Below are 24,047 nucleotides of genomic sequence, written 5' to 3'. Positions count from 1 at the left end.
ATAGCCTAGTATTAAAGTTTATTATAAAAATCTCTAATCTTTTGGCCCATCATTTTTCTACGTTCTAGTAGGAAATCATTATAGTCACTGTACTCCATATTATAAATTGAATCTGGAATACAGTTCATTTTTAAATTCTCAATAAGATCTTCATAATTGTCAATTTCTCCGATGTTTCTTTCACCGTTATTAATTTGCTCTTTTACTTTTGCCATATAATCCTTAGGTGCTTGTGCTTTAATTGCTAAATTCACGGCTTGCTCTGTGAATGCATAGTTCGCGATTTGGTTGTAATGCCTTCTATTATTAAAGCCATTGCTTTGCAAGTATTTTTTAGGGAATACATGGTGAACATCTCCGCGTTCTTCTATTAACTGCTGCACCGTAATTGATTTTGATAGAAAAGCATAGTCCTTATCATAAATCTGTGCCATCACGAACAAGTTAAAATATGGACTACTTGCAACTGGTGTCTCGAGATTTGTTGGCAAGATATTGTTCCAGAATGCATCAGATAGTTCCCCATCTTCCATCTGTTTTAGATACTCAACTGGATCTTCATAAGAATTAAATCGCTTAATATCAAAATCGAATTCAGATTCTGGAGAACCTCCTGAATAACGTCCTGTTAAGATTGATGCAACCAACCATTTACGTACAACATGATTTATTACAGAATCATTTACTCCTTTTTCTCTTAACAGTAGGTACAAACTGTAAGCAAAGTTCAATGCATGTTGAGACCTAACGAGTTTGGCATTTATGATTCCAGCAGACTTAAGAATCATAATGAATCGTTTAAAGTTTGTTTCATTTACAAACTTAAGCACACCATCATGTAAGCTTTCAAAAGATTCCTCAATAATTTCTCCTTTATATTCACGAGTTTCAAAGTCACGACCAGAAAGTAAACTAACTAAGTTAGATAAACGTCCGCGTAAAAATTTAAACGTAAATGCTACACGTAAAAGATCTGAATAGCTAGGTTCATAGATATTTGTATTATAGTCTTTTACCCATTTAATTTTGTTAAATTCATCTGTATTTGCAAATTCCTTGTCATTTTCTGCAATATTTTCAAATATCGCTGGACTTTTAATTAGATGACAGAAGTAATCCACCGTTTTCCTAATTAATGGACCTTCATGTAAATCATTTACCGAGATTTTAGACATGGCAAAGTCTGCTTGACTAAGATTAACACCTGATGAATTGATTCTTATAAAAATCTCAGTTACAACTTCAATATCTAAAGTATGTGCAAGTTCTATGACTCCGATCGAGCTATGTTTTATATTAATTAATCGTTGTATGATTTGATTTAATTGATTCGGTTCCATTTCTGGGTTCTTTGCACAATATTCATTAATAAAACCGAATGTATCAAACCCTTGCTCAAAAATCTTAGAAATGTCAGGAATCCACTTTTTATCCTTACGAATGGCAGGGTTTTGAACTTCAAATACCTCATCAATTGGATTGAAAGCAATAGCAATTCGTTTCTTTTTATAGTCCTTATTAACAACTTCTTTACCCGATAGGGCTGCCATAATAGCAGTTACCCGCTGTTGTCCGTCAATTAAAATTTTCTTACCATGTGACACAGTGCCATCTTTTAATCGAGTATCAGGATTTTGCCATGTAATTATGTAGCCTACAGGATAATCATTATATAATGAATCTAGTAAATCTCTGACTTTTGATGATTTCCAAACAAATGGACGTTGAATTTCTGGAATTGCGACAATATCTTGTTCAATCCAGCTAATTAATGCATTAATGTTAGTATTATTTACTTGATAATTAGACAAAAATATCACCTCTTTACCAATAAATTAATTATTTATTACAATTTTAACATAATATTCAATATCCTTTTTCAATAAAATATTGTAGTAAATTCTTAATTTATTTATCACTATTTTAAGCCTGTAGTTCTCCACACTTGCCTTCTATCGACCTATAAAATTAAATAGCTTACATCTTTCTCCCTCTCTTACTTCCAGATCTAGACCCTCCAGAAAAAGTTCCACCAAAAACTTCTCGCCTCGATCTATTACCATCTCTATTAGGTGATTCATTATACTGAAACATATCTGCATAGTGCAGGTCTTTTGTATGTATATCATCTGAAAAATTAGTACCATTTAATTCTCGCTTAGAGTTTCTATATTGTTCTTTTGTTCTTGCCTTTTCAATTCGAGGGAGTAAGGTGTTTTCGTAAAATGAGGCTTTAATGCTCCCCTTCACTTTGACTGACATACCTTCATTAGCTTTAACAACGTATTTAATCCGATATTTACCAAACAGTTTCTTAAACTTTTGTTCAGCCCCTAATTCCTCTACAAATACAATTATATTTCTACCATCAATATTCATATTCGTTGTCTCTGAATCAATCACATGTGATTCTTCAACTAAAGATTTTGCTAACGTTACTTTAACGGCCGCTTTTTGGTGATCATTAATTCTTTTGAGCTTAATCACATATTTGTCCTTCTTTTCCTTAAAGAACGAAATAGGAATATTTATAAGTTGCACTTGGTGTCTGATATCAGACGATGTATTCACTTTATATTTAGTGATCATTTCCATTTTAAAACCTACCAATCCTTAAATAGATGATGAATGATCCAATGTATAAATCTCTCCATCTATAATCCAATTAGTATTACTTGCTTCGTAAGTACTAATCCATATCTGTTCAAACAAGTCATCTGCAGGATTCCACTGTATTCCAGTCCGGTACCTATTGACCAAATTACGCTCTCCCAAAACAGCATTAGATCTGTCTTTTAATAAAGAAATAATTTCACTTTCACTCGTATTTAGATTTTCTCCTAACCATATTGCTACGTCAGTAATATCCGGTTTGGAATGCATATGAAATGAGCTTATTATTCCATCAAGGATAGGCTTACATTTACTTGTGAGGTTAACTTTAGCTCCATGTGGTACTCCAATGTTAATGTGGATTCCGTATTTGGTCTGATTATCAAATTGTTGATTATCATTTATAACATTAGAATTTTTCATCTTATACCAATAATGGTGGGGCTTATCACTTAATTTATCAAGAACCAAATTTTTGAATGTTGCTAATGATTGATCCTTTTACCAATAGTGCTGATGCACTTGACCATAACGATATAAATGATAATGACTGAAACTGTTATCACCTTCATTATTAGGTATTTGCTCATATGTACGTTCTATCATTTTGACTTGTCTTAACTGTTAATTTCCCTCTGAATATGTATGGTGTTGAGGGATTATTATTAATGACACCCTTTAACTCTTCTGGATTATGTAAGGAGTCTTCAGCCAGGTCTTTTTCCATCCAGATGACTTCTTCTATTTCTTCTGGATACAGAATATTAATTTCTCCCCCTACTATTTCTCCAAAAAACGTGAAGAAGATCGCATGATGCCCTTTTTGTTTAAAAAAGGCTTCACTCACAGTAAAAATACCATCCACTTTAACATCCAACCCTGTTTCTTCCTTCACCTCTCTGATGGCAGCCTCTTTAAGAGTTTGTCCTTGTTCAACTGCTCCACCTGGGAGTGTATAATAAGATTCTTTTATTCCTTTATTTTTTACCATTAATACGTTTTCATTGTTTTCATCAAACAACAAAACGTAAACGACATCTACTCTCTTCAAGAATAGCCTCCTCTCTCTATTCACCCTATAAAGTCTAAATACCTTCTCTATATAAAAATCATATTAACATACATGCTATGTCTACCTGGCTTAATCACCCCCCAAGATTAATTACCATACAATATTATGTTCTTATCTTTATCTAACACTTATCTAGAGGTGATTTTGTTGGCAAGAGTAGCTTATAATGAAAACGACGTTAATTTAGTTGCGAGAATGATGAGGGCAGAGGCTGTTGGTGAGGGGCGGTTAGGCATGCTCATGGTTGGTAATGTGATCGTGAACCGTATGAAAGCTGATTGTTTGGATTTTGAAGATTTGAGATCGATTGAAGATGTCATCTACCAAGTTCAGGGTGGCAACTATTCGTTTGAAGCTGTACAAAAGGGTGATATGTTTTATTATCGTGCAAGGGATTCTGAGAAGAAATTGGCTCGACAGGTTTTAGATTACTGGCGACAGCACCCTGCACAGTATGCTCTGTGGTATTTTAACCCGTATGGTCAATGTCCTTCGACATGGTTTGGTCAACCATTTACAGGGCAGTATAAAGAACATTGTTATTACGAACCGCAAGCGGGTACATGTGAAAGCGTTTATAGATGGTAAAGAGATTAGTCGATGAGGCTAGTCTCTTTTTTTAAGAGGATAACTAGCCCTTCTCATCGAATGTTATAGTGAGACGGAAATGAAAGGGTGTACGAGCATGGGAGCGGGTTACCGTATTAGGTGTCGATCATGTATTTATTCAAGTGAATTTTTATTAGGAATCGGTGGAGATCCATCTCCATTCTATGATCATGAGTTTACGATCCTCCATCCTAAAACGCGTAAACAAGTCAAGAGTGTCATTGGTCATGAACCTATACATAACATTGATTACGAGTACCAATTGATTTCCTGTGAGAAGTGCCACATCTTATACAGTCGCCCGATCATGGAAATTAAATATGGTGACGGGCAAGTTTTTACTACCAACAAAAATTGCAGTCAATGTAAAGGGCAAGGAAAGGTTATTAAGAATTTAGAAGACAACATCAATCAACTTAAATGTCCTAGTTGTAAACAAAAGACACTTGAGGTCATGAACTTTATGTTGTGGGATTAGTGCGATTTGTACCATTTAGGTTTTACTCGATCGAAATAATCGTGATCTTCTAAAAACGTATTTATTTTTGCTAACATGTTATCCATATCATTAGGAGTGGCTCTCGAAGTCCATACGACAGATGAGAACACGCACATGGCTAGGTATAGTGAATAGAGTCTCCAGAAATGTTCATCGGGATCTTGATGATCAAAATAACCTTTTATTTGGCCGATAGAAAACGGGGTGCTAATTTGTCTGATAAAGATTCCGATTTTAAGGAACTCATGGATGGGATCGCCCCAATCATATCTCTCGAAATCTATGACCCCGGCTAACTGCTTTTCCTTAACAATGAGATTGCTAAGATGAAAATCATCATGTTGAAACAAGTTTGGGCGTTGTTTCATCAAGTGAAGGTGCTCCTCAATGAATTGGATAATTTTATGATCATTTTTAATCTTAACACCACAATCTAAATAAGCATCCATGTATTTACGATGCTTTTCAACTTTTCTGTTATACCAAGGAGAAATATGACTTGGTGCTTTAAGTTGATGTATGTTCTTCAACTCTCTCCCCTGTGTAAAGCAACACTGCCCACTCTCCTACTTTTGGCAAACTGACAGATGAAGGTATGTGTGCGTCTGCCCCATTGTTTTCGCCTCCAAGTCCTAGCGTCCATCCAGTAGTGAGAATTTGGTGAACTTCTTCAGTTTCCTTATGAAAACCAATCACGGTTAATTTAACTGACCTAGGCTCTTCAATTCCCCAAAGATGCCACATCCATTTTTGATTTTGATTTACACTGGGCATGTCAGCACCAATAATACCCGATTTATTTTCGTTTCCAATAATATTGCCATTGAATGTTTCAGCCTTGTTCTCCCAATCTATTTTGTCAAAATCACTCGTTTCAACAAAATCAGGAATATTGTCAGGTATTTGAATCTCTGATTCTTCTGATGTGCATCCCACCACTAACCATATCAGACTAGCCAAGAAAAGTATTAGTATAAACTTATTAATGATATTCAGCTCCTTACAGATTATTTTTCCATTTTCTGTACTTTAATTAACCTTAACATAATTTTCAGACAGTTTGATATTTATTTGAATCTAGCAAGCTATAATTTGATTCCCCCATTACCCTTGACATTATATCTCAGTACGTTAACATAAAATATATAAAGAACGTTTAAAAAATATTTAACAAACGTTCTTAGCTAGCGCCATATCTGATTTCAAATCTTCTGATGTTGTTTCATAGGCCAAATAATACTATAATCAACAAGTGGCGGATTGCTCAGTTTTAGTTTTTAAACATAAAAGTCTATAGAACATCAGGAGTTTTTAAGTCATCAGGTATTCTATAGAACGGTAGCTGATTCTACCTATTATATGGATCAATGGCTTATCTCATTGTGGGATGAGTTTTTGTTTGGTGCATTCGTTAAAATATTTCTTAACAAATTAAATGTTTTGAAGTGTTTTAATAAAAATCAATAAAGGGGAGTTTTTGAAATCATGAGTAATTGGAAAAAAGTACTTAGTTTAGGCTTAGTCTTGTTAGTTGTTGCTGTCCTAGCAGCATGCGGTGGCAATGATGAAGAAGCTAACAGTGAAGAAAACAATGAACAGACAGAGCAAGAGTCTAATACTGACGTAAATGAAGAAGAAATCTCTATTGGTCAAATTAACTGGGCAGAAAACATTGCCGTCACGAATATGTGGAAAGTCATCCTTGAAGAAAAGGGTTATAACGTGAAATTAAGCGTTTTAGACATGGGTACGATGATGAAGGCCCTTGAAAGTGGCGATCTTGATGTGAGCCTTGAAGTATGGCTACCTGTTCAGGATGCGAACTATCTAGAAGAGTACCAAGATACCGTTAATTTCTCAGATGCAACTTGGTTTGACAATGCGAAAGTAGGACTAGTTGTTCCAGAATATGTTGAAGAAGTTGACAGCATCGAAGACTTAAATGAACATAAAGATTTATTTAACGGTGAAATCGTAGGGTTCGACCCTGGTGCAGGTACAATGGAAGTAACAGAAGATCTTATTGAAGAGTATAATCTAGAATTTGAATTATTACCAAGTTCTGAACCCGCGATGTTAACTCAAATTGGTGAAGCTGTTGCAAATGAAGAGCCAATCGTAGCACCACTATGGACACCACACTGGATTTTCTCAGAATATGACCTGAAGTTCCTTGAAGATCCAGAAAACATCTATGGTGGCGTTGAGAAGATTCACCATGCGACACGCACAGATTTCGCTGATGAATACCCTAACGTAAGCGAATACTTCAAAAACTGGAAGATGGATGACGAACAGATTGGTGAATTAATCAACTATGTTGAAAATGCAGACGAGCCAATCGAAGGCGCAAGAGAATGGGTTGAAGAGAACCAAGATCTAATTGATGAGTGGGTACAAGAGTAATAGAATATGAAGCTATTCTCTCAAATATTAAGTAGTTCAGTTTTTGGATACAAATCATAAAAATCATTAAAAAATGAGTATTGAATTGCATAGCAATTTAATGCTCATTTTTTATTGTTATATCATTGTTCATTTGTATTTCTTATTCAGAAAAAAGCAACCCAAATAGTATTTAAGTCCTGCTAAACCACGTGCAAAATTAATGTAATTTCTACAACAAAAAAGCAATATCATTTTCAGAAACAGAAAGTGCTCTTTCCTATTATAACTAACGCTCCATTAGTTTAAGAAAACTTTTAAAAGAGCTTCATAATATTTTTTTGAGTAAAGGGCAAAATATTAACAAATGAGAAAGGGGAGCCTTTAATGAAACGATTAATACCTTTATTAATACTTACATTCACATTAATACCTTTTCATAATGTTTTAGCAGAAAATGATTCTAAAATAAACCTAGATTACTTAGTAAAGTATGGTGAAGTCAAACACATTGTCCCAGCAACAAAGTTAACTCTAGATGCTCTTCCTTTTACAGTAAAAATGCCTGAGTACCTCCCTTTTAATGGAATCCATCAAGAATTTATAACAAGTGGCATAAATTATTACGAAAAGGAAGGTAAAATTGATAGTGATTTAAGATTAGACAATAAAGGAAATCCAAATGAAAGAATAGAATTAGTCTTTGGGAACTTCCCCCATAAAAATTACGATTCAACTAAGAACAAAAACATTGAAAACAAGGTGTATTATGTAAAGGAAAAAGATCGTTCCATCATTTACTTTGTTTATAATCAAGATATATATTATAGAATAGATTACGTTAACAAAGAAATACCTCATGAAGAAAGGGTTATGGAATTAGAAAAGATATTTAATTCTTTAACTAGTTATAAAAATATATTAACTTATAAGTGATAAAACTCATAGATAATAAACACAAGAGTTTTTAATGGTAACATTAAAAGGGATCACCTCAGGTGGTGTTTCCTATTGTGACTTCAACATATGATCATTCACAAAAGCTTTAATAAAGAAAAGCTCGTTTTCGTTCGGCTCCCTATAATGATTAGTTTTAAATTGTTCTAGGGCACTTTCAATTGATTCAGATTGTGTTGCTTGATTAGCTAAACTGAGTTCATCCCAATAAGTATTCATTTCTTTTAAATCACAAATAGATTCATGGCCAAGAAGAAAATAATCAGCGTCATATTTTTTTATATCTTCTATCATAGGTAACAGCATATCTTGATCATAATGGAATAAAGATTTTCTTGTTCTTCCATACGCACTATCTCCTAAGAATAAAACCTTCTCATCAGGGACAAACACAACAGTAGAGTCATCGGTATGTGTACTTCTTACCCTTTCTATTTGGCAAATTTTATTTCCTACGTCAACAGTTAGTGATTTTTCAAAACTAATGTCAGGGATATTCAACTTAAGTGATTCACCCCAATCACGAATAAGTTGATTGGTGAGAGTATTACCAATAATAGTGGCATCAAACTCATTCATGCCTAAAAAATGGTCCCAATGTGCATGCGTAATCACCAAATATTTTATAGGTGGGACATGTAATTTTTCTATTTGATTTATAAAATCTCTAGCATGTTCAACTGAATTCCCAGCATCGATCACTAGACTATAATCATCCCCACAAACCAGACCTAAAGTTGGTCGTTCATTTTCATCTTGATTAGGTAAATAATAAATCGAGCTACTTAATTTTTTCAGCATATAGTTGCTCCTTGTTTTTAATAAGAGTTCTTTTTATATAAGCTCTATAATTACTTCTACAAGCCTAAATATTTCGTCTCTAATTCAATTTCTTTTACTGTGTTATCATAGTATACTTTATAAGCTTTGGCATAAGGTCTTGAAGTGACTATGTTATTTATTTCTTGATCAATATAATGAAGAGCAACACCATCATCAGTGGCAAGACCTGACTTTATTTTACCCTCAGCAACAAGTTTCTGATAAGCGGGTCTTCTCTTCGTTTCTCCATCATAATGAGGACAATTACTTCCTTTTAGTAATCCTAAACCCTTTAATGGTTCAAGTCCGTCACCAAATGAATCAGTAACACCTTCTTCAAACCAACAAATTGAACCAGCACTGATTCCTGCTAATATTATCCCTTGTTCCCAAGCCTTATTAAGAAGTCTATCTAATCCCCACTCTTTCCAAAGAACAAGTAAATTTTTGGTGTTTCCACCGCCTACATAAATTATGTCTTTCTCTAATAAAAAATCTTCTAAGTCTCTAGTTGGTGGTTTAAATAATGAGAGGTGGGAAGGTATACAATTCTGTTTTTCGAAAAAGTTATAAAACCTTGATATGTAGTTCTCTGAATCTCCACTTGCTGTCGGTATGAAGCAAATCTTAGGGGTCATTTTATCTGATTGATTAAGTATATATAAATCTAACAACGGGTTGTCCGGTTCCATAGAAAATCCACCACCGCCTAGAGCAATTATTTGTTTCATCAGAATAAATCCTTTCTGTTTATTATAACGTCCTCATATTACCCGTTTCTCAATAATTGGCCGTAATTAGTTCAACTATTTCAAAGGTTTACCTGATACGATGTGCCAATGTAGATGTTTTGAATCCTGATATTCCCCTATATTTGTAATAACTCTACTAGCTCCATTTTCTTCAGTAACCATCGTTGCAACCTGTTTGATTACACCTAATAGTTCTAATAATAGTTCGTTATCACTGTCTTCCAATGCAATCAGTGAAGAAATATGTTTCTTTGGAATTGCTACAATATGTACTGGGTAATAAGGTCGAGTATGATAAAAAGCCAATACATTATCCGTCTCCAATACCTTATCTACTTGCGTTTTACCACTTAAAACTTCATCACAATAGAAATCGCTCGTCATTATACCCTCCTTAATATAGCTTTTTATACTATTTATATAAAATCAAGCTCTCCAAACTGCTCCACATCCAGTTGTAAAACCGCATTTTTCATAGAAACTAGTTTTACTCTCTTCATATGTCACTGTTACGATGTCTAGTCCATAACGCCTGGATTCCTTTAATAATTCTTTAACCAGATCAATTCCAATCCCTTGCCCTTGATAATCAGGATGAATGATTATGTCTTCCAAGTAACCATGTTCTAATCCCATTCCACACACATAACCAAAGCCTATAAGTTTTTGATCCTCGTTTCTTACACCTGCCCAAAAATTACAACGTTCGAATAATTTCGGGTAATCTCTCTCACGCCTTTCCCATCCAACAAGCTCTCTTAACTCTGGTACTTCAATATTTGAAATGGTTGTATTTATTACTACTTTATATCTCAACCGAGAACATCCCTTTAAATGAAACCACTAATAATTATTGCTGTTACTTTTAGTATCCGTATCGTCTTTTTCAACATAATCTATATGATTGTCGTTCTTTTTAATAGGAGCATCCCTTTTCTCATCAGGTTTTGTTCCCATTATGATATCGTCATAAGGTGTATAACTAATTTCGGTATTGTCCTGTGACGAATCGTCGTTATTAGATGGCTTCCATTTTTTCTTAATCATTCGAATTAACACAATAACAATCGTTACAAGCATGATTGCCATTATGAAATATGCGATCATGTAATCTCTCCAATTCTATAGCTCCTACTCTACAAGATAAGATTTGAGCTTGCTTAATTCCTTTTAGAAATAAAATAGCATAGACTGATGGTAGCCAAAGTAAACTGCTGATGAGTAATTAGGCTTTATTCTTATTTTCAACAAATTAGGACATTTCTCCTTCTTATGGGAATGCTTGATTAATTATATACGCAGGGTATATAGATTCTTCTCTTGTATAAGGGACTATACTTAAGAGGGGGATGGAATAGCGAGCCGTTTCAACTGGCTAGTGTTTGAGGGTACATATTTAATAGTTTTCTTTGAATTAGAAAGTGACCGATAAATTCCAAAAAGTGACCGATATTTTATGAAAAGTGATTGATAAAATCCAAAAAATGAACGATATATTCCGAAAAGTGACCGATAAAATCTCAAAAAGTGACTGATATATTTTAGAAACTGAACGATAAATCCTGAAAAGGGCGAGGCGGACAATCACGTCACATAAGGAAATGAGCATCGACTAGCGAAAGCTAATCGATGCTCATTTTTTATATTAAAGGGGGTATTACATTTGGATTAAAAAGTTAGTTCTTAACGACGCCTGCTTCTGCTGGGTCGACTCCGTGGCGGTAGTAGTCGATATATTCTGGTTCTAATGGTTCTTTTTCTAAGATTAAGTCTGCTGCTTTTTCTGCTAACATTAAAACGGGTGCGTGGATGTTACCGTTTGTGACGTATGGCATAGCTGATGCGTCAGCGACTCTTAGGTTGTCTAGTCCATGTACTTTCATGGTGTTCGGATCGACAACGGCCATTGGGTCTGATTCTGGTCCCATTTTGGCTGTGCAAGATGGGTGTAGGGCTGTTTCGGCATCGTTTTTGACCCATTCTAAGATTTCTTCATCTGTTTGTACAGATGGTCCAGGTGAGATTTCTCCTGAGTTATATGGTGCGATCGCTGGTTGTGCCATGATTTCTCTTGTGATTCTGACAGCTTCGATCCACTCGCGGCGGTCTTGTTCAGTTGATAGATAGTTATAAACCATGCTTGGGTGCTCTGTTGGATCGTTTGAACGGATCTTAAGTGAGCCGCGTGCATCTGAATACATTGGTCCAACGTGTACTTGGAAGCCGTGTTTTGTATCTGCTTTTTGCCCGTCGTAACGTACCGCTACTGGCAAGAAGTGATACATTAGGTTCGGATATTCTACATCTTCGTTTGAGCGGATAAATCCTCCGCCTTCGAAGTGGTTCGTGGCTGCTGGTCCTTTGCGTCCTAAAAGCCACTGTAAACCGATGAATGGCATTTTTGCCTTGTTCAGGTTCGGTTGTTCCGAGACTGGTTTTGGACAAGAATACTGGATATATGCTTCTAGGTGGTCTTGTAAGTTTTCACCGACACCTGGAAGATCCACTTTTGGCTCAACGCCAACTGAACGTAAGTGATCCGCATCGCCCACACCTGATAGTTGTAGTAGTTGTGGCGTGTTGATCGCACCGCCTGCAAGGATGACTTCGCCTGCTTGTACGTGATGCATTTTGCCATTACGTTTATACGTCACACCTTCAGCTTTGTTGCCTTTAATATCAATGTTCGTCACAAAGGCGCGTGTTCGAATCGTTAAGTTCGGACGGCTTTTTATTGGGTCTAAATAAGCGCGTGAAGCCGAGTAACGTTGGCCTTTGTATACGTGCTTATCGAATGGTGCGAAGCCTTCTTGACGGTAGCCGTTGACGTCTTCGGTACGGTTGTATCCCGCTTCTTCTGCTGCACTGAAGAAGGCTTGGAATAATTCGTTTTTCGCAGGCCCGCGTTCTAATTTGACTGGACCATCGTGACCGCGATAAGGGTCATTCGGGTCTGCTGCTAATGCACTTTCTAAACGTTTGAAGTATGGTAGCACGTGGGCAAAGTTCCAAGTCTCCATGCCTTCATCTGAACCCCAACGTTCGTAGTCCTTAGGGTTACCGCGTTGATAGATCATCCCATTGATTGAGCTTGAACCACCAAGTACTTTTCCGCGAGCGTGCTTAATGCGACGCCCGTTCATATGTGGTTCAGGGTCTGACTCATACTTCCAGTCGTATAAACTTTTACCAGCTGGGAATGGGAGTGCGGCTGGCATTTGGATGAGTAGATCCCATGAGTAGTCGCTACGTCCTGCTTCTAAAATTAATACGTTATTATTTTTATCTTCACTTAAACGGTTGCCTAGTACGGAGCCCGCACTTCCACCACCGATGATGACATAATCGAATTTTTCTGCCATGTTTCGTACCTCCTTGATGTGATGAGAGGGTGAGAGAGTGTCACCCTCTGGATTTATGAATTATTTAAACCAATGAATTGGTTCTGGTTTTAAATTTCTAAAGATGTGCTTCGTTTCGGTATACTCTTCTAGGCCTGTTTTACCTAATTCACGGCCAATACCTGATTGTTTATAGCCACCCCATGGTGCTTGCGCAAAGTATGGGTGGAAGTCGTTAATCCAAACGGTACCCATGCGTAGTTGTGCTGACACGCGTTCTGCTTTATCGATATCCGTAGTGAACACAGCGCCTGCAAGACCATAAATCGTGTCATTCGCAAGTTTGACGGCTTCATCTTCGTCTTTGAAACGCTCAACTGTTAAAACTGGGCCAAAAACTTCCTCTTGAACAATTCTCATTTCTGATGTGCAATTGGTCATGATTGTTGGTAAGTAGAAAAAGCCGTCTTGTAGTTCTGGATCTTCTGGGCGAGCACCGCCTACTAAGACTTTTGCGCCTTCTTTCTTGCCGATCTCAACGTACTCTTCTACTTTTGCGCGATGTTCGGCCGAAATTAATGGACCTGACTGCGTGTCTTCGTCAAAACCGTTTCCTAATTTAATGCGTTTTGTACGTTCAACTAGCGCTTCAACGAATTCATCATGAATTGAATCTTCAACCAGTAGACGCGCGCCCGCTGAACATACTTGACCAGCATGGAAGAAAACCGCGTTTAATGCTTGGTCGACCGCTGTTTCAAAATCTGCATCTGCAAAGACGATATTTGGATTTTTACCGCCTAATTCAAGAGCGATCTTCTTCACGTTGCCGCTTGCGTTTTGCATGATTTTCTTACCTGTGTCAATGCCGCCTGTGAAAGAGATGAGGTCAACATCGTTACTAACCGCTAATTCGTTACCAACTGTTGCGCCTTCGCCTAGAACGAGGTTCACAACACCATCTGGAAATCCGACTTCTTCCATTAACTCTGTGACTTTAATGGTCGTTAATGGTGTGATTTCACTTGGCTTCATCACGATCGTGTTACCTGTTGCTAGAGCCGGAGCAATTTTCCAAGCAGCTTGTAGTAATGGGTAGTTCCATGGTGTAATTTGACCACATACACCAACTGGTTCACGAACGACCTTGCTTTGACTGTCTGGAATAGGTGAATCAATGACTTCTCCACCATCTTTATCGGCAAGACCTGCAAAGTATCTGAAAACCCCCGCGATATCGTCCATGTCTGCACGACTTTCTTCGATTGTTTTACCAGTATCAAGTGATTCAAGTTTGGCTAATTCTTCTTTATCACGTTCAATGAGTTGGGCAATTTGAAGCACTTTATTGCCACGTTCAGCTGCAGGCGTTTTGCTCCAATCACTATGATCAAACGCCTTACGAGCTGCGGCAATCGCTTCTTTTGCATCCTCTTCGTTTCCGTCAGCTACTGTCGCGATAACTTCTTGATTAAATGGATTAATAATCTCCCTCGTGCTTCCAGAACGGGCGTCCGTCCATGTCCCGTTAATGTACATTTGTTTCATGAGGAATTCCTCCTATATTAATTTTATTAAATTATTTTTTAACGTATTTAACAATTTTAATTTAACACAGGTATGAACCTTTGTAAAGCTACGACCTATAATTAAGTATTTTTTTGACAATTTGCCAAGATGAGTTATAGTAAGAGTTAAAGAAGTTAAATATAAATTTAACTAACAAAATGTTAAAATTAATGTAGATAAAGTAAGAAAAGAGGGTTAATCGTGAAAGAAAATAAACAGCAAAAAGCAGAAGAATTGCTTGAAGAAGCTGAAAGTGCCGTCATAGACTCAATTGCAGAAACAATGGACCTTTATGGTGTGACCCCATCTATTGGAAGGTTATATGCAACGATGTATTTTAAACATGACCCTTTAACGCTTGATGATATGAAAGATGACCTTGGTATGAGTAAGCCGAGTATGAGCACGGCTGTCCGTAAGTTACAAGAGATCAATATTGTAAAAAAGGTTTGGAAGAAAGGCTCGCGCAAGGATTTATTTATTGCAGAGAAAAATTTCTTTCAATACTTCTCCCATTTCTTTGGCGATAAGTGGGAACGCGAAGCAAAAATCAACCTAGCAGCGATTGATCATGCTGAAGACATGCTGAATGAGATTTTGAATGATGAAACTGTTGACGAAGACTTGAAAGTAAAAGCTGAGAAGGATTTGCAACAGCTTGAAGATTACCGTAAGTACTGTCACTGGCTAGAACGACTCGTTCATTCCGTAGAGTCAGGTGAGATTTTTGAGTTTTTACCAATCGAGGAAGAGAAAAAGGAATAATTGACAGCCCCTCCAACGATGGAGGGGCTGTTTTTTGTCTAGAAAGGTTAGATAAATCTGTTTTAGGGGTAGATAAATTCGCTTTTTTTACTTCGTCGACAAAATTCGGGGTAGATATTTTTGTGAAAGGGTTAGATATATTCAATTTAGGGGTCGATAAAAAGGCTATTTTTACCGCGTCGACAAATTTCGTGGTCGATATATTTGAAAAAAGGGTCGATATCTTAGATTTAGGGGTCGATAAATGGGGTACATGAGACGCGTCGTCGGACTTCATAGTCAATCTTTTTTTAAATTCATGCTTAATCCGACTGTTTAACACTAAGCACGGTGATTGTCACTAAAATGAGTGCCATTCCCAGAAGTTGAATAATGGACAAATGATCTCCGAGAATGAGAACACCAAATAATGAAGCTGTCACCGGCTCGACCATCGCTACCATCGACGCTGTTGTCGGCGTCGTTCGGCGAATCCCAATCATATACAAGATAAACGATAATCCTGAACCTATAATTCCGATTAGAATAAACCAACCAAGATCACTGGATGACAACACAGCAGCTGCCTCACCTGTGTCCGAAAATCCAAAGAGGATCAGACAAAATGTCACAAAAGCAATGAGTAACGATGGCTGTGTTTTTCCTATAGAAGAAGCGTTTTTAAAGCCGAATATAAATACAGCATAGGAAACACCTGCACCAATACCTGCAGCTACTCCTAGAAAGCTAACTGAAATGGATTCAGTGTTGTAGGCACCTGTCAGTAGAATAATCCCCAAAATCACCCCCACAATACAACACCATTTAAACCAAGTCGATCGTTCTATTCGAAATAGGAAGGAGACTAAACGAACGATGACAGGTGCAGTGTACATGAGAGTGGCTGCCACAGCTACGCTTGAAGACTGAATACCTATGAAGTATAGTGTGAAGTTACCCGCTACACCTAATCCTGCCAAAATAGACCACAAGTATAACTGCTTAGAGTGGGCCCAATTTTGTTTAAAGCGAAACAGAAACCATATGAAAAATGTTAAAAGGCCAACAGCCCCCTGATAAAATGAAATGACAAGTGGATCCCGGCCTTGTTCATTAAAATATCAGCAATTCCTCCAGTTATACCCCAACATATAGCAGCTAGCATCACTAAGGCTACACCAGCAAATCTCATCGCGTACCTCCAATGGTTATTATTACACTTTTAACGTTTACCCTTAAATTCTATGGGTTACTCCTTACCAACCATATGCTTTTAAAAAAGATGCTACTACAATTCCTTTAGTTTCTCATAACTAAACCTGAATAATTAGCAAGAGAGCATGAATGTTTTTTGTGATTTTTAGGTGTGGTGATTAAGAATAAATGAAGGTAGTTTGGTTGACTACAAAAAAGAGCAAATCCCTTATCGGAAAATGCTCTCGCTTTAGATAGATTTTATTAGTCGAACAATTCTTCATCACTATACGCCTGAGACCAATGGTAAGGCTGTACTTCTGTCAGTGTCTTGAATAATAATGGTTGTTCATTCATTGATACGGCAACCTTTACACCATTCCCCCAATACATTAACCTCTCCTGACACACCCCACATGGAGTTAACACTTTGAACTCATCGTTTTCATGATCCCTTACTAAACAGAGTGAATGAGTAATTCTTGTTTTATGTTTATGCGCTTCCAATATAGCGCCTGTTTCAATACACAACTCCGTTGACGCATTAATGACTTCTGGAGCTACACTGGTCAAGACTTCTCCATTCTCAGTGCACATGGCTGCAGCACCTCCCCATCCAGTAGGGTACCTTTTTCTAATTAAATCTTTTGCTGATTGATATAATGTTTGTTCGATACTCAATTATGTTCCTCCTCATTACTTGTCAGGGGCTAAATCTTATCCAACTCATCCATAAATGCCGGACGTTTATAATATAGCTCTCTTAACTCGTTAATGAGTTTGTTGGCTTCTTCATACCCAAAGACTTGCTTATATTCTTGAATTTCTCTGCAGATTTTTCGGTAGTGTTCTCTAGTACCAGAATCTTCAGATAGGGTGAATATATGGCTTCTGAACAAGTTTTTTACTTCGCCTGGGTAATCATCTATTAGGTGCTGGTGATAATAGTTGATAAGTTTAGGTTCTTTTTGGCAGTACTCCAATAACTCTTTAAACATCTTTTCCTCAATGAGTATTTTAGTATAAATATTTGATAAAAAATGACTCGTATTTTCAAGTTTAACTAAGATCTCTGACAATACGTTTGGCCATTCGTCTGACGAGTAATGGCCTTTCAATTTTTCATAGTAACTATAGTCACGATTAGTCAATAATAAATCTTTAGTCAGTTCCTTTTGCTTATTAAGATTACCCAGTTCTTCGTAAGCTTGAAGTTTAAATTCTTTCCACTTTGAAACCAGCCCTGCATACTTTGAATCCCGTTCAATCCCGTTATCGCAAAGTTCGATCACCTTCTCATAAGCGCTATTTTCTAGGTGGTGACGAATAGCTTTCTCTCGGAAATCAGGTGTGTCGACATTATGATGAATGAAATCAAGCGCTTGACTCTCACCATCGTAGCGTTGGATTAGTTTAAACTGGATTTCTTTCAGCTTTGAGACTTCATAATCGTTCATCGAGTCTTTAGAATACTTATCTATAAAATGTTTAACTTGTTTTTCTAATTGCTCTCTAAGTGGATCGTAATCGCAAAAAATGATACAACTATTCATCAACTGTACTCTCCATTCAGGCCAGCCATCATATCGTTCATTGAAAGCTTCATTCATCAGTACATAATACAATTCTTCTTTAGTCTCTAATTTAAAGCGATTAATACCTTTTTCTAGAGCAGTGTCAATGATCGTAAAGGCCTCTTCTATAACTGGCATGACAAACCCACCCGAATCATCAGCAAAATCTAGCATGTCTACTATAGCTGGGATAGCCAATAAGCTTAGCCTGACTGCTGTCTCTTCATCGTTACGCTGCAATTTTCCATAAGCCCTCTCTAAAACCATCTCAACACCAGTTAATGCGTCATCCATTCGATTCCAAGGAATAAATCCGTCAAATTCCTCTGCTTCACCAATATACTGGCTTATTAACCTTTTGCTATTTTCAAGTTCATCTTCGGATGGAGATAGTTGAAACAATAGTTTTCTTTCTACATCTTCATGTTCAAAACTTATTTTTAATATGAGTTCAATGAGTTCTTCTTTACTTAGGCAAGGTAATAAATCCTCTAAGCTTTTCTTCTTTTTGATTTTACCACCTAGCAATTTTTTCTCAAGTGCATAAAGAACCGCCACTTGATGCTTGCAATATTTCCCTACATCATAAGGACAATCGCATTTTAATTTAATAATTTTATCCTGATCGTCCGCAAACTTAACATGTACTAAGTAGATTTCTGTACCTGGCACTAAGGCCATAAAATGATTCTCTTCAACCTCATCCAAATTCTCTACTTTATCATCTATGAAATACTTGTAACCACGCTCTAGAATAATTTCATCTATTTGATCCTCGAAATCTGATAACTTCATATACTGTCCTCCTAACTACATCTATTAGTTCAACCATATTTTATTTATATAAGCATTTCAAGTGTTGTTAATATGGTCGGTTTTCCAAAAACTTTGTATAATAAAGTTAATTACTCTAAATGAGGTGTTTATTATGAATGTTAGCACCATTGAGTTAAAACATAACTTAGAAAAATATCTAGTATTAGCTTCAGCAAAGGACATCATAATTACACAAGAAGGTATCGAAATTGCAAGGTTAACTACTAACCATCGAGGACGTGTGAGTCTTGAAGGGGTCCGTGAAAACTTGCGCATATTTGGTTAGGGCCATAAAGCAAGTTATGAGGAGTTTTTGAGGTTTCGAGACACAACCGATAAACGAGTTGAGTATATTTCTGGTGAAATTTATCTACAAGCATCTTCAAAAACTTCTCACCAGTATGCTGTTACAAAATTAATTACTATGTTCTCTACATATTTGGAAGGTACTAGTTGTACCCCCTTTGTAGCGCCATTTGACATTGAACTAATTAGACCTTCAACGAATGAAAGAAATATGGTTCAACCTGATTTGCTAGTTATTTGTGATCTCGAGGATCAGCTAACGGAGGATGATTATTATAGAGGAACTCCAAAATTAGTAGTTGAGGTGCTTTTGAGAAGTACTCAGAAGCAGGATTAATTTTAAAACTGGATCTCTATATGACGTGTGGAGTGGAAGAATACTGGATTGTGAACCCAGATAATAAAGAGATTATGGTGTATCAATTTCAAAGCCAAAATATAAAACGTTATAAAACTTATAAAATTAATGAGACAGCAAACTCGTTCATTTTTGAAGGTCTAGAGATAGAGGTGGAAAGGGTGTTTAGGAATTAACTAGCCATAATTTATAACCATGAAATCCTTCCAAACAAAAAAGTAGTTCAACTAAGGATCTTATTTATCCAAAACTGAACTACTTATTTCAAATTATTTCTCTTCTTTCAATTCAATCTCCGCAACCAACTCCACATGTGAGGTTAATAGGTGGTAGATAAAATTGAGATGTAGTGGTGTTGATATAAAAAATAATGTTCTTAAAACATCTCCTGTATTGCATATAGCCTTAAAGTCTCTATAAATTCATTATATAATAGCCCTTCATATAAAGATGCCTTCCAATAATTCATACCATATTGGTTCCTTAATGCAAAAATTTCTGATTCAATTATATTTTCTATTGGTGCATCAATATCTTTCATAATATATGTCAATGTTCTACCTTTAATTTCTGAAATAACTTCATTGGATTTAAGGGCGTATCTAGACCTCAAGTTTAATTCTTTAAAATGCGATTCAATAATATTAAATAAATCTTCTTTTACCCCATATTCATTCCTAATATAAAATTTTGCATTTGGTATACCATCATCAAATTTTATCTCTGTAAATAGATATTGTCTATCAGTGGGTAACTTATCAAAATATAATTGTAGAAATCGCCTTTCATCATTGTTACTTATCCATTTACTGCCCTTATTACTATTACATTCAGAACAACAAGGAATAAGATTATAATGTAGCACACTTAATTCTGGAAAAATTTCTTTAGGTATATAATGGTCAAATGTATTAGGGTAATTAATACCACAATATTGACATGTAGAACTGAACTCAATTGGTTGAGTTTGTCTGATTTTTAGTTTTAACTCTTCCAATTTTTGAGTCTGATTGTCATAGCAATGCAATAAAGCTTCTCTTTCTTTGTCAGAAAAGGAGGTTGAAATAAGTGTTTCTAAATTGGATTTACTTTGCCAATAGTTATCGTACTGTTGAAACACTTTATCCTTTATACTTTCAAGTATAGTCTTATTTTCTCCTCTTTTTATATTTGCTATATCTTCAAACCATGTTTTTGGAGAATCTGTTAAATGATAAAAGTTCTTCATAATTTATTACTCCATATCAGCAAGAATATTTTTAATTAGTATTTTTGCATTTAAACTTAATTTGCCGTTAAAAGAATTAATAATATCATCATAATTTAATCCTCTGTTTATCATATCAATTAATGTTTTTTTATAGTTAATATCTGAATCTTGTATTCCAAAGATATCATTTGTAATTGTAGTTAAGTTTTCACCAAAGCATTCAATCTGAGGTTTATATATATATGGATTATTATTTATTTTCTCAATAATATTTACGTATTTAGAAGGGACACTTTGTAAAATTATTGGGGAATGGGTAGCTAAAATAGCGTATGAGTCAAATTCCGTTAACAATTCTTGCAATGCATTAATCAACTTGGTTATGGCATTGGGATGCAAGTAAGATTCAGGTTCATCAAATAACACAAGAGAATTTGAGGTAATATTAGCGATTACGTCAGTTAATGTTGCTAAAATGAAGTTTTGACCAGAACTTAATTTAGTATCTACCAAATTATTCAAATTAATGAAATAATTTATTTTTTTATTAGTAACAATATTATCTAAATTTTTATAACTATCAACATTGTCTAAGTCACCGAAAACTTCGTTAATATCTTCAATTTCTATTACATTACAAATTATACTTTTCCACTTATCTAACAAACCTCTGTCCTCTATTTTATTAATAGACCTTTTAATTTTCTTATGTAATTCTGAGTTTAATTGATTATTTTCATTTCTTAATCCACAATATTTATAAGAAACTGCCCCAGTAGATTTCGGCTTCTCAAAAACATCAAATGCACTATATGATATTGCAATCACTCTACTAAAACTTGGTTTTTCAGGTTTAAAAGTGCCTTGTTTTTTCATTTTCATTCCACTTAGTGAATTGGCTATCTTGGCTAAAATTTGAGTTTTTCCAGTTCCGTTTTTACCAATAAGTAAGTTTATTCTATTAGGTAAGTATTCTTCATCTGTAAAATCAAATTCAAGTTCGTGTGCTAAGTTTGCCCCCTTAAGATTAGCCGTGAAGTTAAACTTTAATATATTCTTTATTTCAATATCTTTATTAAAAATTTTTCTTCCTTTATTTAATGCCTCTCTTGCCTCGCTATTTCTTAATAATGATGTATAGAATGCATTGTTTTCTTCGATTTTATTAGCAAGACTTTCATCATATACAATATCTCTTAATCCAACTAATATATCTTCATAGTTACGTAATTTATAAACTTTTTTATAATACTCCAAATCTTGACCTAATGAATAATAGTTATCTGTTAGTGATGTAAAGGAATTAGGGATTACTGTTTCCTTTGTATTTTTCTTTAGAATCTTAATGCTACCTAAGTCAAATTCATCTATATTTTCATCTATATATTTAAGATGAAACATTGTCTTATAACCATAATCATCCCATCTATCAGAAATCAATATTACACAAGGAAATTTCATGCTATTCGATTCGGAATTTTTAAGCAAAGAAGAATTATATTCAGCAGGCATATTATAAAAATTCAAAGTTTTACCTCCTTTATACTTCTGATGAAAAAATTCAACACTTCTATTAAACTGTAAATTAATTTGTTAATATGTTTATTTCAATACTATTTCTTTAAAAAATTCATTTAATGTTTCGTTATTGTCATCTTTATATAATTGATTTACCTTTTCATCGCTTAGAATAAAAATAAATAAGGACCTTAAATAATTATCAAAACAAATAGACATTTCTTTAAGTTTTTCTATATTTCTATATTTTTTAGGTAACTTATCACCATGGACAAAAGATGACCTTACTAAATAAGCATTTTTTACGAAGGAAAAAATCTCATTACGTTCTTTATAGGTATTACCTAATATCCTTGCCAACCTTTCAGAAATCTTATGAGTAATTTCATTTTTATCAGTAGACAATAATGTCTCTAGTAATGTACAGTACATTGAAAGCCTACTAGGTAAATGTGTTTGAGTTCTAGTAGATTGAAGAAAATAATTAAACCTTTCTATTCTATTAGATGCTGTGTTTACTACAAGAGACATTTCGTCATTCCCACTATCTAAATATTCATAGTCTAATGTATCAAGTCTATTAGTTAGTTCTATTATCTCTTCATTATTGAAAGTTATTTTTTCATTTTCAGCTTGTGCATTAAAGAAAAGTGGTGTCCTCATATTAGAGGTTATGGAATGAGGTGTACCATCTGAACATTTAACATATAAAAAACCTTGTTGTACTGTGACACTATTATCCTTAGTAAGCCATAGTTGATTAGAAAATGATTGCGCAAGTCTAAGGTATCTATCTAAAAAATCTAATCTTTCGTTTTCTCTATCAAAATCCACCTCACCTTTTTCTATATTACCCTCATAATACAGAAAAGGCTTATCATATAATTCATCCACTTCTAACTTTCCTGCTAACTCATAGAAAAAATCATCTACATATCTATCTAATCTAGCCTTACTATTGGATAACCTAATGCCTTTTACTATATTTATTCCTCGATTTAAAACTTTATCCAACTCGAAATTATATACACTTGCAAGAAAATAAAACTTCAAAAAAAGCACCACCTTACTTATACACTTTATAAACTAATCAATTACTTTTATTTCTTAGTAGTTTTTTAATCATTCCTAATGCTAAATAACATACTAAAAGATTTATTGTCTTCTAATTTATTAAATCTTTTAAGAATTTCAATGGATATTCATAATTGTCCTTACTCTCATCAATCACAAAACTAGAGTAACCAGAACCGATTGTAGTGTATAAACCTTTATTACCACCTTGTATAAAATTTTTATTTTTTAAAAAATAACCAAAATAATCTAATTCACTTGAATGCAATGAAAAAGTACTACCATATTCTTTTACTCTTGCTTTAACAAAATTTATAAATAATTCTGGTTCTTTTCTTTTTAAGCATTCTTCTAAAATATTCTCTAATGTAAAAAAATCAACTGCAAACGGATAACTATCTAAATGTTCATCTCTATTCAGAAATAAATGCAAACTAGTTGCTAAGTTCAAGTAAGAAGATAATGTAACAGATATCATCAATACATTCTCACTCTTATACCTGCTTAAATCTATTACTTTATTTCTAGTCTTTTTTTTATCACTATCATAATATATTGCGTCGCTTTTATTTATAGATTTTTTTATCTCCAAAGACTGTTCATATGCTTTTTGAATAGTTGCATTAAAGTTTTG

The 24,047-nt window shown here is 34.8% G+C and carries 27 protein-coding genes and 1 pseudogene; 8 read left to right on the top strand and 20 right to left on the bottom strand.

Features of this window, described 5'->3' with window-relative positions:
• Positions 1-11: 11 nt before the first annotated feature.
• The 4 genes from ACTWQB_RS10060 to ACTWQB_RS10045 all read right to left on the bottom strand — a co-directional run bounded on the left by ACTWQB_RS10060 (position 12) and on the right by ACTWQB_RS10045 (position 3,664).
• Positions 12-1,811 carry a GmrSD restriction endonuclease domain-containing protein gene (locus tag ACTWQB_RS10060; protein ID WP_443139055.1) on the bottom strand — a complete coding sequence of 600 codons (1,800 nt, stop codon included), beginning with the start codon at positions 1,809-1,811 and terminating at the stop codon, positions 12-14.
• 166 nt (positions 1,812-1,977) lie between these two features.
• Positions 1,978-2,595 (bottom strand): hypothetical protein, encoded by a 618-nt coding sequence (locus ACTWQB_RS10055; protein WP_443139054.1) that lies wholly within the window; start codon positions 2,593-2,595, stop codon positions 1,978-1,980.
• 18 nt (positions 2,596-2,613) lie between these two features.
• On the bottom strand, positions 2,614-2,883 hold the full coding sequence (locus ACTWQB_RS10050) for a hypothetical protein (RefSeq protein WP_443139053.1): 270 nt from the start codon (positions 2,881-2,883) through the stop codon (positions 2,614-2,616).
• A gap of 316 nt (positions 2,884-3,199) precedes the next feature.
• Positions 3,200-3,664 (bottom strand): NUDIX hydrolase, encoded by a 465-nt coding sequence (locus ACTWQB_RS10045; RefSeq protein ID WP_443139052.1) that lies wholly within the window; start codon positions 3,662-3,664, stop codon positions 3,200-3,202.
• Between the two features lie 168 nt (positions 3,665-3,832).
• On the opposite strand from ACTWQB_RS10045, the gene ACTWQB_RS10040 reads away from it, so the two are divergent.
• Entirely contained in the window at positions 3,833-4,273 is a 441-nt protein-coding gene (locus ACTWQB_RS10040) for a cell wall hydrolase (RefSeq protein ID WP_443139122.1), read from the top strand.
• 97 nt (positions 4,274-4,370) lie between these two features.
• A complete protein-coding gene (locus ACTWQB_RS10035) occupies positions 4,371-4,772 on the top strand; it encodes a hypothetical protein (RefSeq protein WP_443139051.1) in 402 nt (133 codons plus the stop codon).
• Here ACTWQB_RS10035 and ACTWQB_RS10030 read toward each other — a convergent pair.
• A complete protein-coding gene (locus tag ACTWQB_RS10030) occupies positions 4,769-5,323 on the bottom strand; it encodes an aminoglycoside phosphotransferase family protein (protein WP_443139050.1) in 555 nt (184 codons plus the stop codon). The two genes, ACTWQB_RS10035 and ACTWQB_RS10030, sit on opposite strands and share 4 nt — an antisense overlap.
• A complete protein-coding gene (locus ACTWQB_RS10025; RefSeq protein WP_443139049.1) occupies positions 5,301-5,753 on the bottom strand; it encodes a hypothetical protein in 453 nt (150 codons plus the stop codon). The genes ACTWQB_RS10030 and ACTWQB_RS10025 overlap by 23 nt, the downstream gene beginning before the upstream one ends.
• 525 nt (positions 5,754-6,278) lie before the next feature.
• On the opposite strand from ACTWQB_RS10025, the gene ACTWQB_RS10020 reads away from it, so the two are divergent.
• Together ACTWQB_RS10020 and ACTWQB_RS10015 are read left to right on the top strand one after the other, a co-directional pair.
• Entirely contained in the window at positions 6,279-7,199 is a 921-nt protein-coding gene (locus tag ACTWQB_RS10020) for a glycine betaine ABC transporter substrate-binding protein (RefSeq protein WP_443139048.1), read from the top strand.
• Between the two features lie 366 nt (positions 7,200-7,565).
• A complete protein-coding gene (locus ACTWQB_RS10015) occupies positions 7,566-8,114 on the top strand; it encodes a hypothetical protein (RefSeq protein WP_443139047.1) in 549 nt (182 codons plus the stop codon).
• 72 nt (positions 8,115-8,186) lie between these two features.
• Here the strand turns inward: ACTWQB_RS10015 and ACTWQB_RS10010 are convergent, their stop codons facing one another.
• The 7 genes from ACTWQB_RS10010 to betB all read right to left on the bottom strand — a co-directional run bounded on the left by ACTWQB_RS10010 (position 8,187) and on the right by betB (position 14,598).
• The gene (locus tag ACTWQB_RS10010) at positions 8,187-8,936 is read right to left on the bottom strand and encodes an MBL fold metallo-hydrolase (protein ID WP_443139046.1); all 750 of its coding nucleotides are present in this window, start codon (positions 8,934-8,936) and stop codon (positions 8,187-8,189) included.
• Between the two features lie 56 nt (positions 8,937-8,992).
• Positions 8,993-9,688 (bottom strand): Type 1 glutamine amidotransferase-like domain-containing protein, encoded by a 696-nt coding sequence (locus ACTWQB_RS10005; RefSeq protein ID WP_443139045.1) that lies wholly within the window; start codon positions 9,686-9,688, stop codon positions 8,993-8,995.
• Positions 9,689-9,763: 75 nt separating this feature from the next.
• On the bottom strand, positions 9,764-10,093 hold the full coding sequence (locus ACTWQB_RS10000) for an HIT domain-containing protein (protein WP_443139044.1): 330 nt from the start codon (positions 10,091-10,093) through the stop codon (positions 9,764-9,766).
• A 42-nt stretch (positions 10,094-10,135) separates the two neighbouring features.
• Positions 10,136-10,525: a GNAT family N-acetyltransferase gene (locus tag ACTWQB_RS09995; protein WP_443139043.1), complete on the bottom strand. Its 390-nt coding sequence runs from the start codon at positions 10,523-10,525 to the stop codon at positions 10,136-10,138.
• Positions 10,526-10,552: 27 nt separating this feature from the next.
• Complete coding sequence (locus ACTWQB_RS09990) at positions 10,553-10,816, bottom strand: hypothetical protein (RefSeq protein WP_443139042.1); 264 nt, start codon at positions 10,814-10,816, stop codon at positions 10,553-10,555.
• A 569-nt stretch (positions 10,817-11,385) separates the two neighbouring features.
• Positions 11,386-13,071 (bottom strand): choline dehydrogenase, encoded by a 1,686-nt coding sequence (betA, locus tag ACTWQB_RS09985; RefSeq protein WP_443139041.1) that lies wholly within the window; start codon positions 13,069-13,071, stop codon positions 11,386-11,388.
• Between the two features lie 60 nt (positions 13,072-13,131).
• A complete protein-coding gene (betB, locus tag ACTWQB_RS09980) occupies positions 13,132-14,598 on the bottom strand; it encodes a betaine-aldehyde dehydrogenase (RefSeq protein WP_443139040.1) in 1,467 nt (488 codons plus the stop codon).
• Positions 14,599-14,820: 222 nt separating this feature from the next.
• Between betB and cudC the strand changes: the two genes are divergently transcribed.
• A complete protein-coding gene (gene cudC / locus ACTWQB_RS09975; protein ID WP_443139039.1) occupies positions 14,821-15,384 on the top strand; it encodes a choline uptake/conversion transcriptional regulator CudC in 564 nt (187 codons plus the stop codon).
• Between the two features lie 302 nt (positions 15,385-15,686).
• Here the strand turns inward: cudC and ACTWQB_RS09970 are convergent, their stop codons facing one another.
• The 3 genes from ACTWQB_RS09970 to ACTWQB_RS09960 all read right to left on the bottom strand — a co-directional run bounded on the left by ACTWQB_RS09970 (position 15,687) and on the right by ACTWQB_RS09960 (position 18,926).
• Positions 15,687-16,451: a DMT family transporter gene (locus ACTWQB_RS09970; protein ID WP_443139121.1), complete on the bottom strand. Its 765-nt coding sequence runs from the start codon at positions 16,449-16,451 to the stop codon at positions 15,687-15,689.
• A 370-nt stretch (positions 16,452-16,821) separates the two neighbouring features.
• Positions 16,822-17,238, bottom strand: a complete 417-nt coding sequence (locus ACTWQB_RS09965; protein ID WP_443139038.1) for a cytidine deaminase — start codon at positions 17,236-17,238, stop codon at positions 16,822-16,824.
• Between the two features lie 29 nt (positions 17,239-17,267).
• Entirely contained in the window at positions 17,268-18,926 is a 1,659-nt protein-coding gene (locus ACTWQB_RS09960) for an SWIM zinc finger family protein (protein WP_443139037.1), read from the bottom strand.
• 133 nt (positions 18,927-19,059) lie between these two features.
• Between ACTWQB_RS09960 and ACTWQB_RS09955 the strand changes: the two genes are divergently transcribed.
• Genes ACTWQB_RS09955 through ACTWQB_RS09945 form a run of 3 tightly spaced genes read left to right on the top strand, consistent with a single transcriptional unit; the run spans position 19,060 to position 19,787 of the window.
• A complete protein-coding gene (locus ACTWQB_RS09955; protein ID WP_443139036.1) occupies positions 19,060-19,233 on the top strand; it encodes a hypothetical protein in 174 nt (57 codons plus the stop codon).
• Positions 19,234-19,260: 27 nt separating this feature from the next.
• Positions 19,261-19,590, top strand: a complete 330-nt coding sequence (locus tag ACTWQB_RS09950; RefSeq protein WP_443139035.1) for a Uma2 family endonuclease — start codon at positions 19,261-19,263, stop codon at positions 19,588-19,590.
• 32 nt (positions 19,591-19,622) lie between these two features.
• Positions 19,623-19,787, top strand: coding sequence for a hypothetical protein (locus ACTWQB_RS09945; RefSeq protein ID WP_443139034.1), 165 nt, complete (start codon positions 19,623-19,625; stop codon positions 19,785-19,787).
• 200 nt (positions 19,788-19,987) lie between these two features.
• Here the strand turns inward: ACTWQB_RS09945 and ACTWQB_RS09940 are convergent, their stop codons facing one another.
• The 4 genes and pseudogenes from ACTWQB_RS09940 to ACTWQB_RS09925 form a co-directional block, all read right to left on the bottom strand.
• Positions 19,988-20,839: an HNH endonuclease gene (locus ACTWQB_RS09940; protein ID WP_443139033.1), complete on the bottom strand. Its 852-nt coding sequence runs from the start codon at positions 20,837-20,839 to the stop codon at positions 19,988-19,990.
• 6 nt (positions 20,840-20,845) lie between these two features.
• Positions 20,846-22,348 carry an AAA family ATPase gene (locus ACTWQB_RS09935; protein ID WP_443139032.1) on the bottom strand — a complete coding sequence of 501 codons (1,503 nt, stop codon included), beginning with the start codon at positions 22,346-22,348 and terminating at the stop codon, positions 20,846-20,848.
• A gap of 75 nt (positions 22,349-22,423) precedes the next feature.
• Entirely contained in the window at positions 22,424-23,392 is a 969-nt protein-coding gene (locus tag ACTWQB_RS09930) for a hypothetical protein (protein ID WP_443139031.1), read from the bottom strand.
• A 112-nt stretch (positions 23,393-23,504) separates the two neighbouring features.
• Positions 23,505-24,047, bottom strand: a pseudogene (locus tag ACTWQB_RS09925) (hypothetical protein); the annotation flags it as partial.

The organism is Piscibacillus sp. B03 (assembly GCF_052246295.1).
Classification (GTDB): domain Bacteria; phylum Bacillota; class Bacilli; order Bacillales; family Alkalibacillaceae; genus Piscibacillus.
The sequence above is the reverse complement of the archived record's forward strand: the minus strand, read 5'-3'. Positions and strand labels throughout refer to the sequence as shown.

Coding starts and splice junctions, on each gene's coding strand:
- ACTWQB_RS10055 (WP_443139054.1), bottom strand. CDS start 2,595: ATGGAAATGATCACTAAATATAAAGTGAATACATCGTCTGATATCAGA.
- ACTWQB_RS10050 (WP_443139053.1), bottom strand. CDS start 2,883: ATGCATTCCAAACCGGATATTACTGACGTAGCAATATGGTTAGGAGAA.
- ACTWQB_RS10035 (WP_443139051.1), top strand. CDS start 4,371: ATGGGAGCGGGTTACCGTATTAGGTGTCGATCATGTATTTATTCAAGT.
- ACTWQB_RS10020 (WP_443139048.1), top strand. CDS start 6,279: ATGAGTAATTGGAAAAAAGTACTTAGTTTAGGCTTAGTCTTGTTAGTT.
- ACTWQB_RS10015 (WP_443139047.1), top strand. CDS start 7,566: ATGAAACGATTAATACCTTTATTAATACTTACATTCACATTAATACCT.
- ACTWQB_RS10010 (WP_443139046.1), bottom strand. CDS start 8,936: ATGCTGAAAAAATTAAGTAGCTCGATTTATTATTTACCTAATCAAGAT.
- ACTWQB_RS10005 (WP_443139045.1), bottom strand. CDS start 9,688: ATGAAACAAATAATTGCTCTAGGCGGTGGTGGATTTTCTATGGAACCG.
- ACTWQB_RS10000 (WP_443139044.1), bottom strand. CDS start 10,093: ATGACGAGCGATTTCTATTGTGATGAAGTTTTAAGTGGTAAAACGCAA.
- ACTWQB_RS09990 (WP_443139042.1), bottom strand. CDS start 10,816: ATGATCGCATATTTCATAATGGCAATCATGCTTGTAACGATTGTTATT.
- betA (WP_443139041.1), bottom strand. CDS start 13,071: ATGGCAGAAAAATTCGATTATGTCATCATCGGTGGTGGAAGTGCGGGC.
- betB (WP_443139040.1), bottom strand. CDS start 14,598: ATGAAACAAATGTACATTAACGGGACATGGACGGACGCCCGTTCTGGA.
- ACTWQB_RS09960 (WP_443139037.1), bottom strand. CDS start 18,926: ATGAAGTTATCAGATTTCGAGGATCAAATAGATGAAATTATTCTAGAG.
- ACTWQB_RS09955 (WP_443139036.1), top strand. CDS start 19,060: ATGAATGTTAGCACCATTGAGTTAAAACATAACTTAGAAAAATATCTA.
- ACTWQB_RS09940 (WP_443139033.1), bottom strand. CDS start 20,839: ATGAAGAACTTTTATCATTTAACAGATTCTCCAAAAACATGGTTTGAA.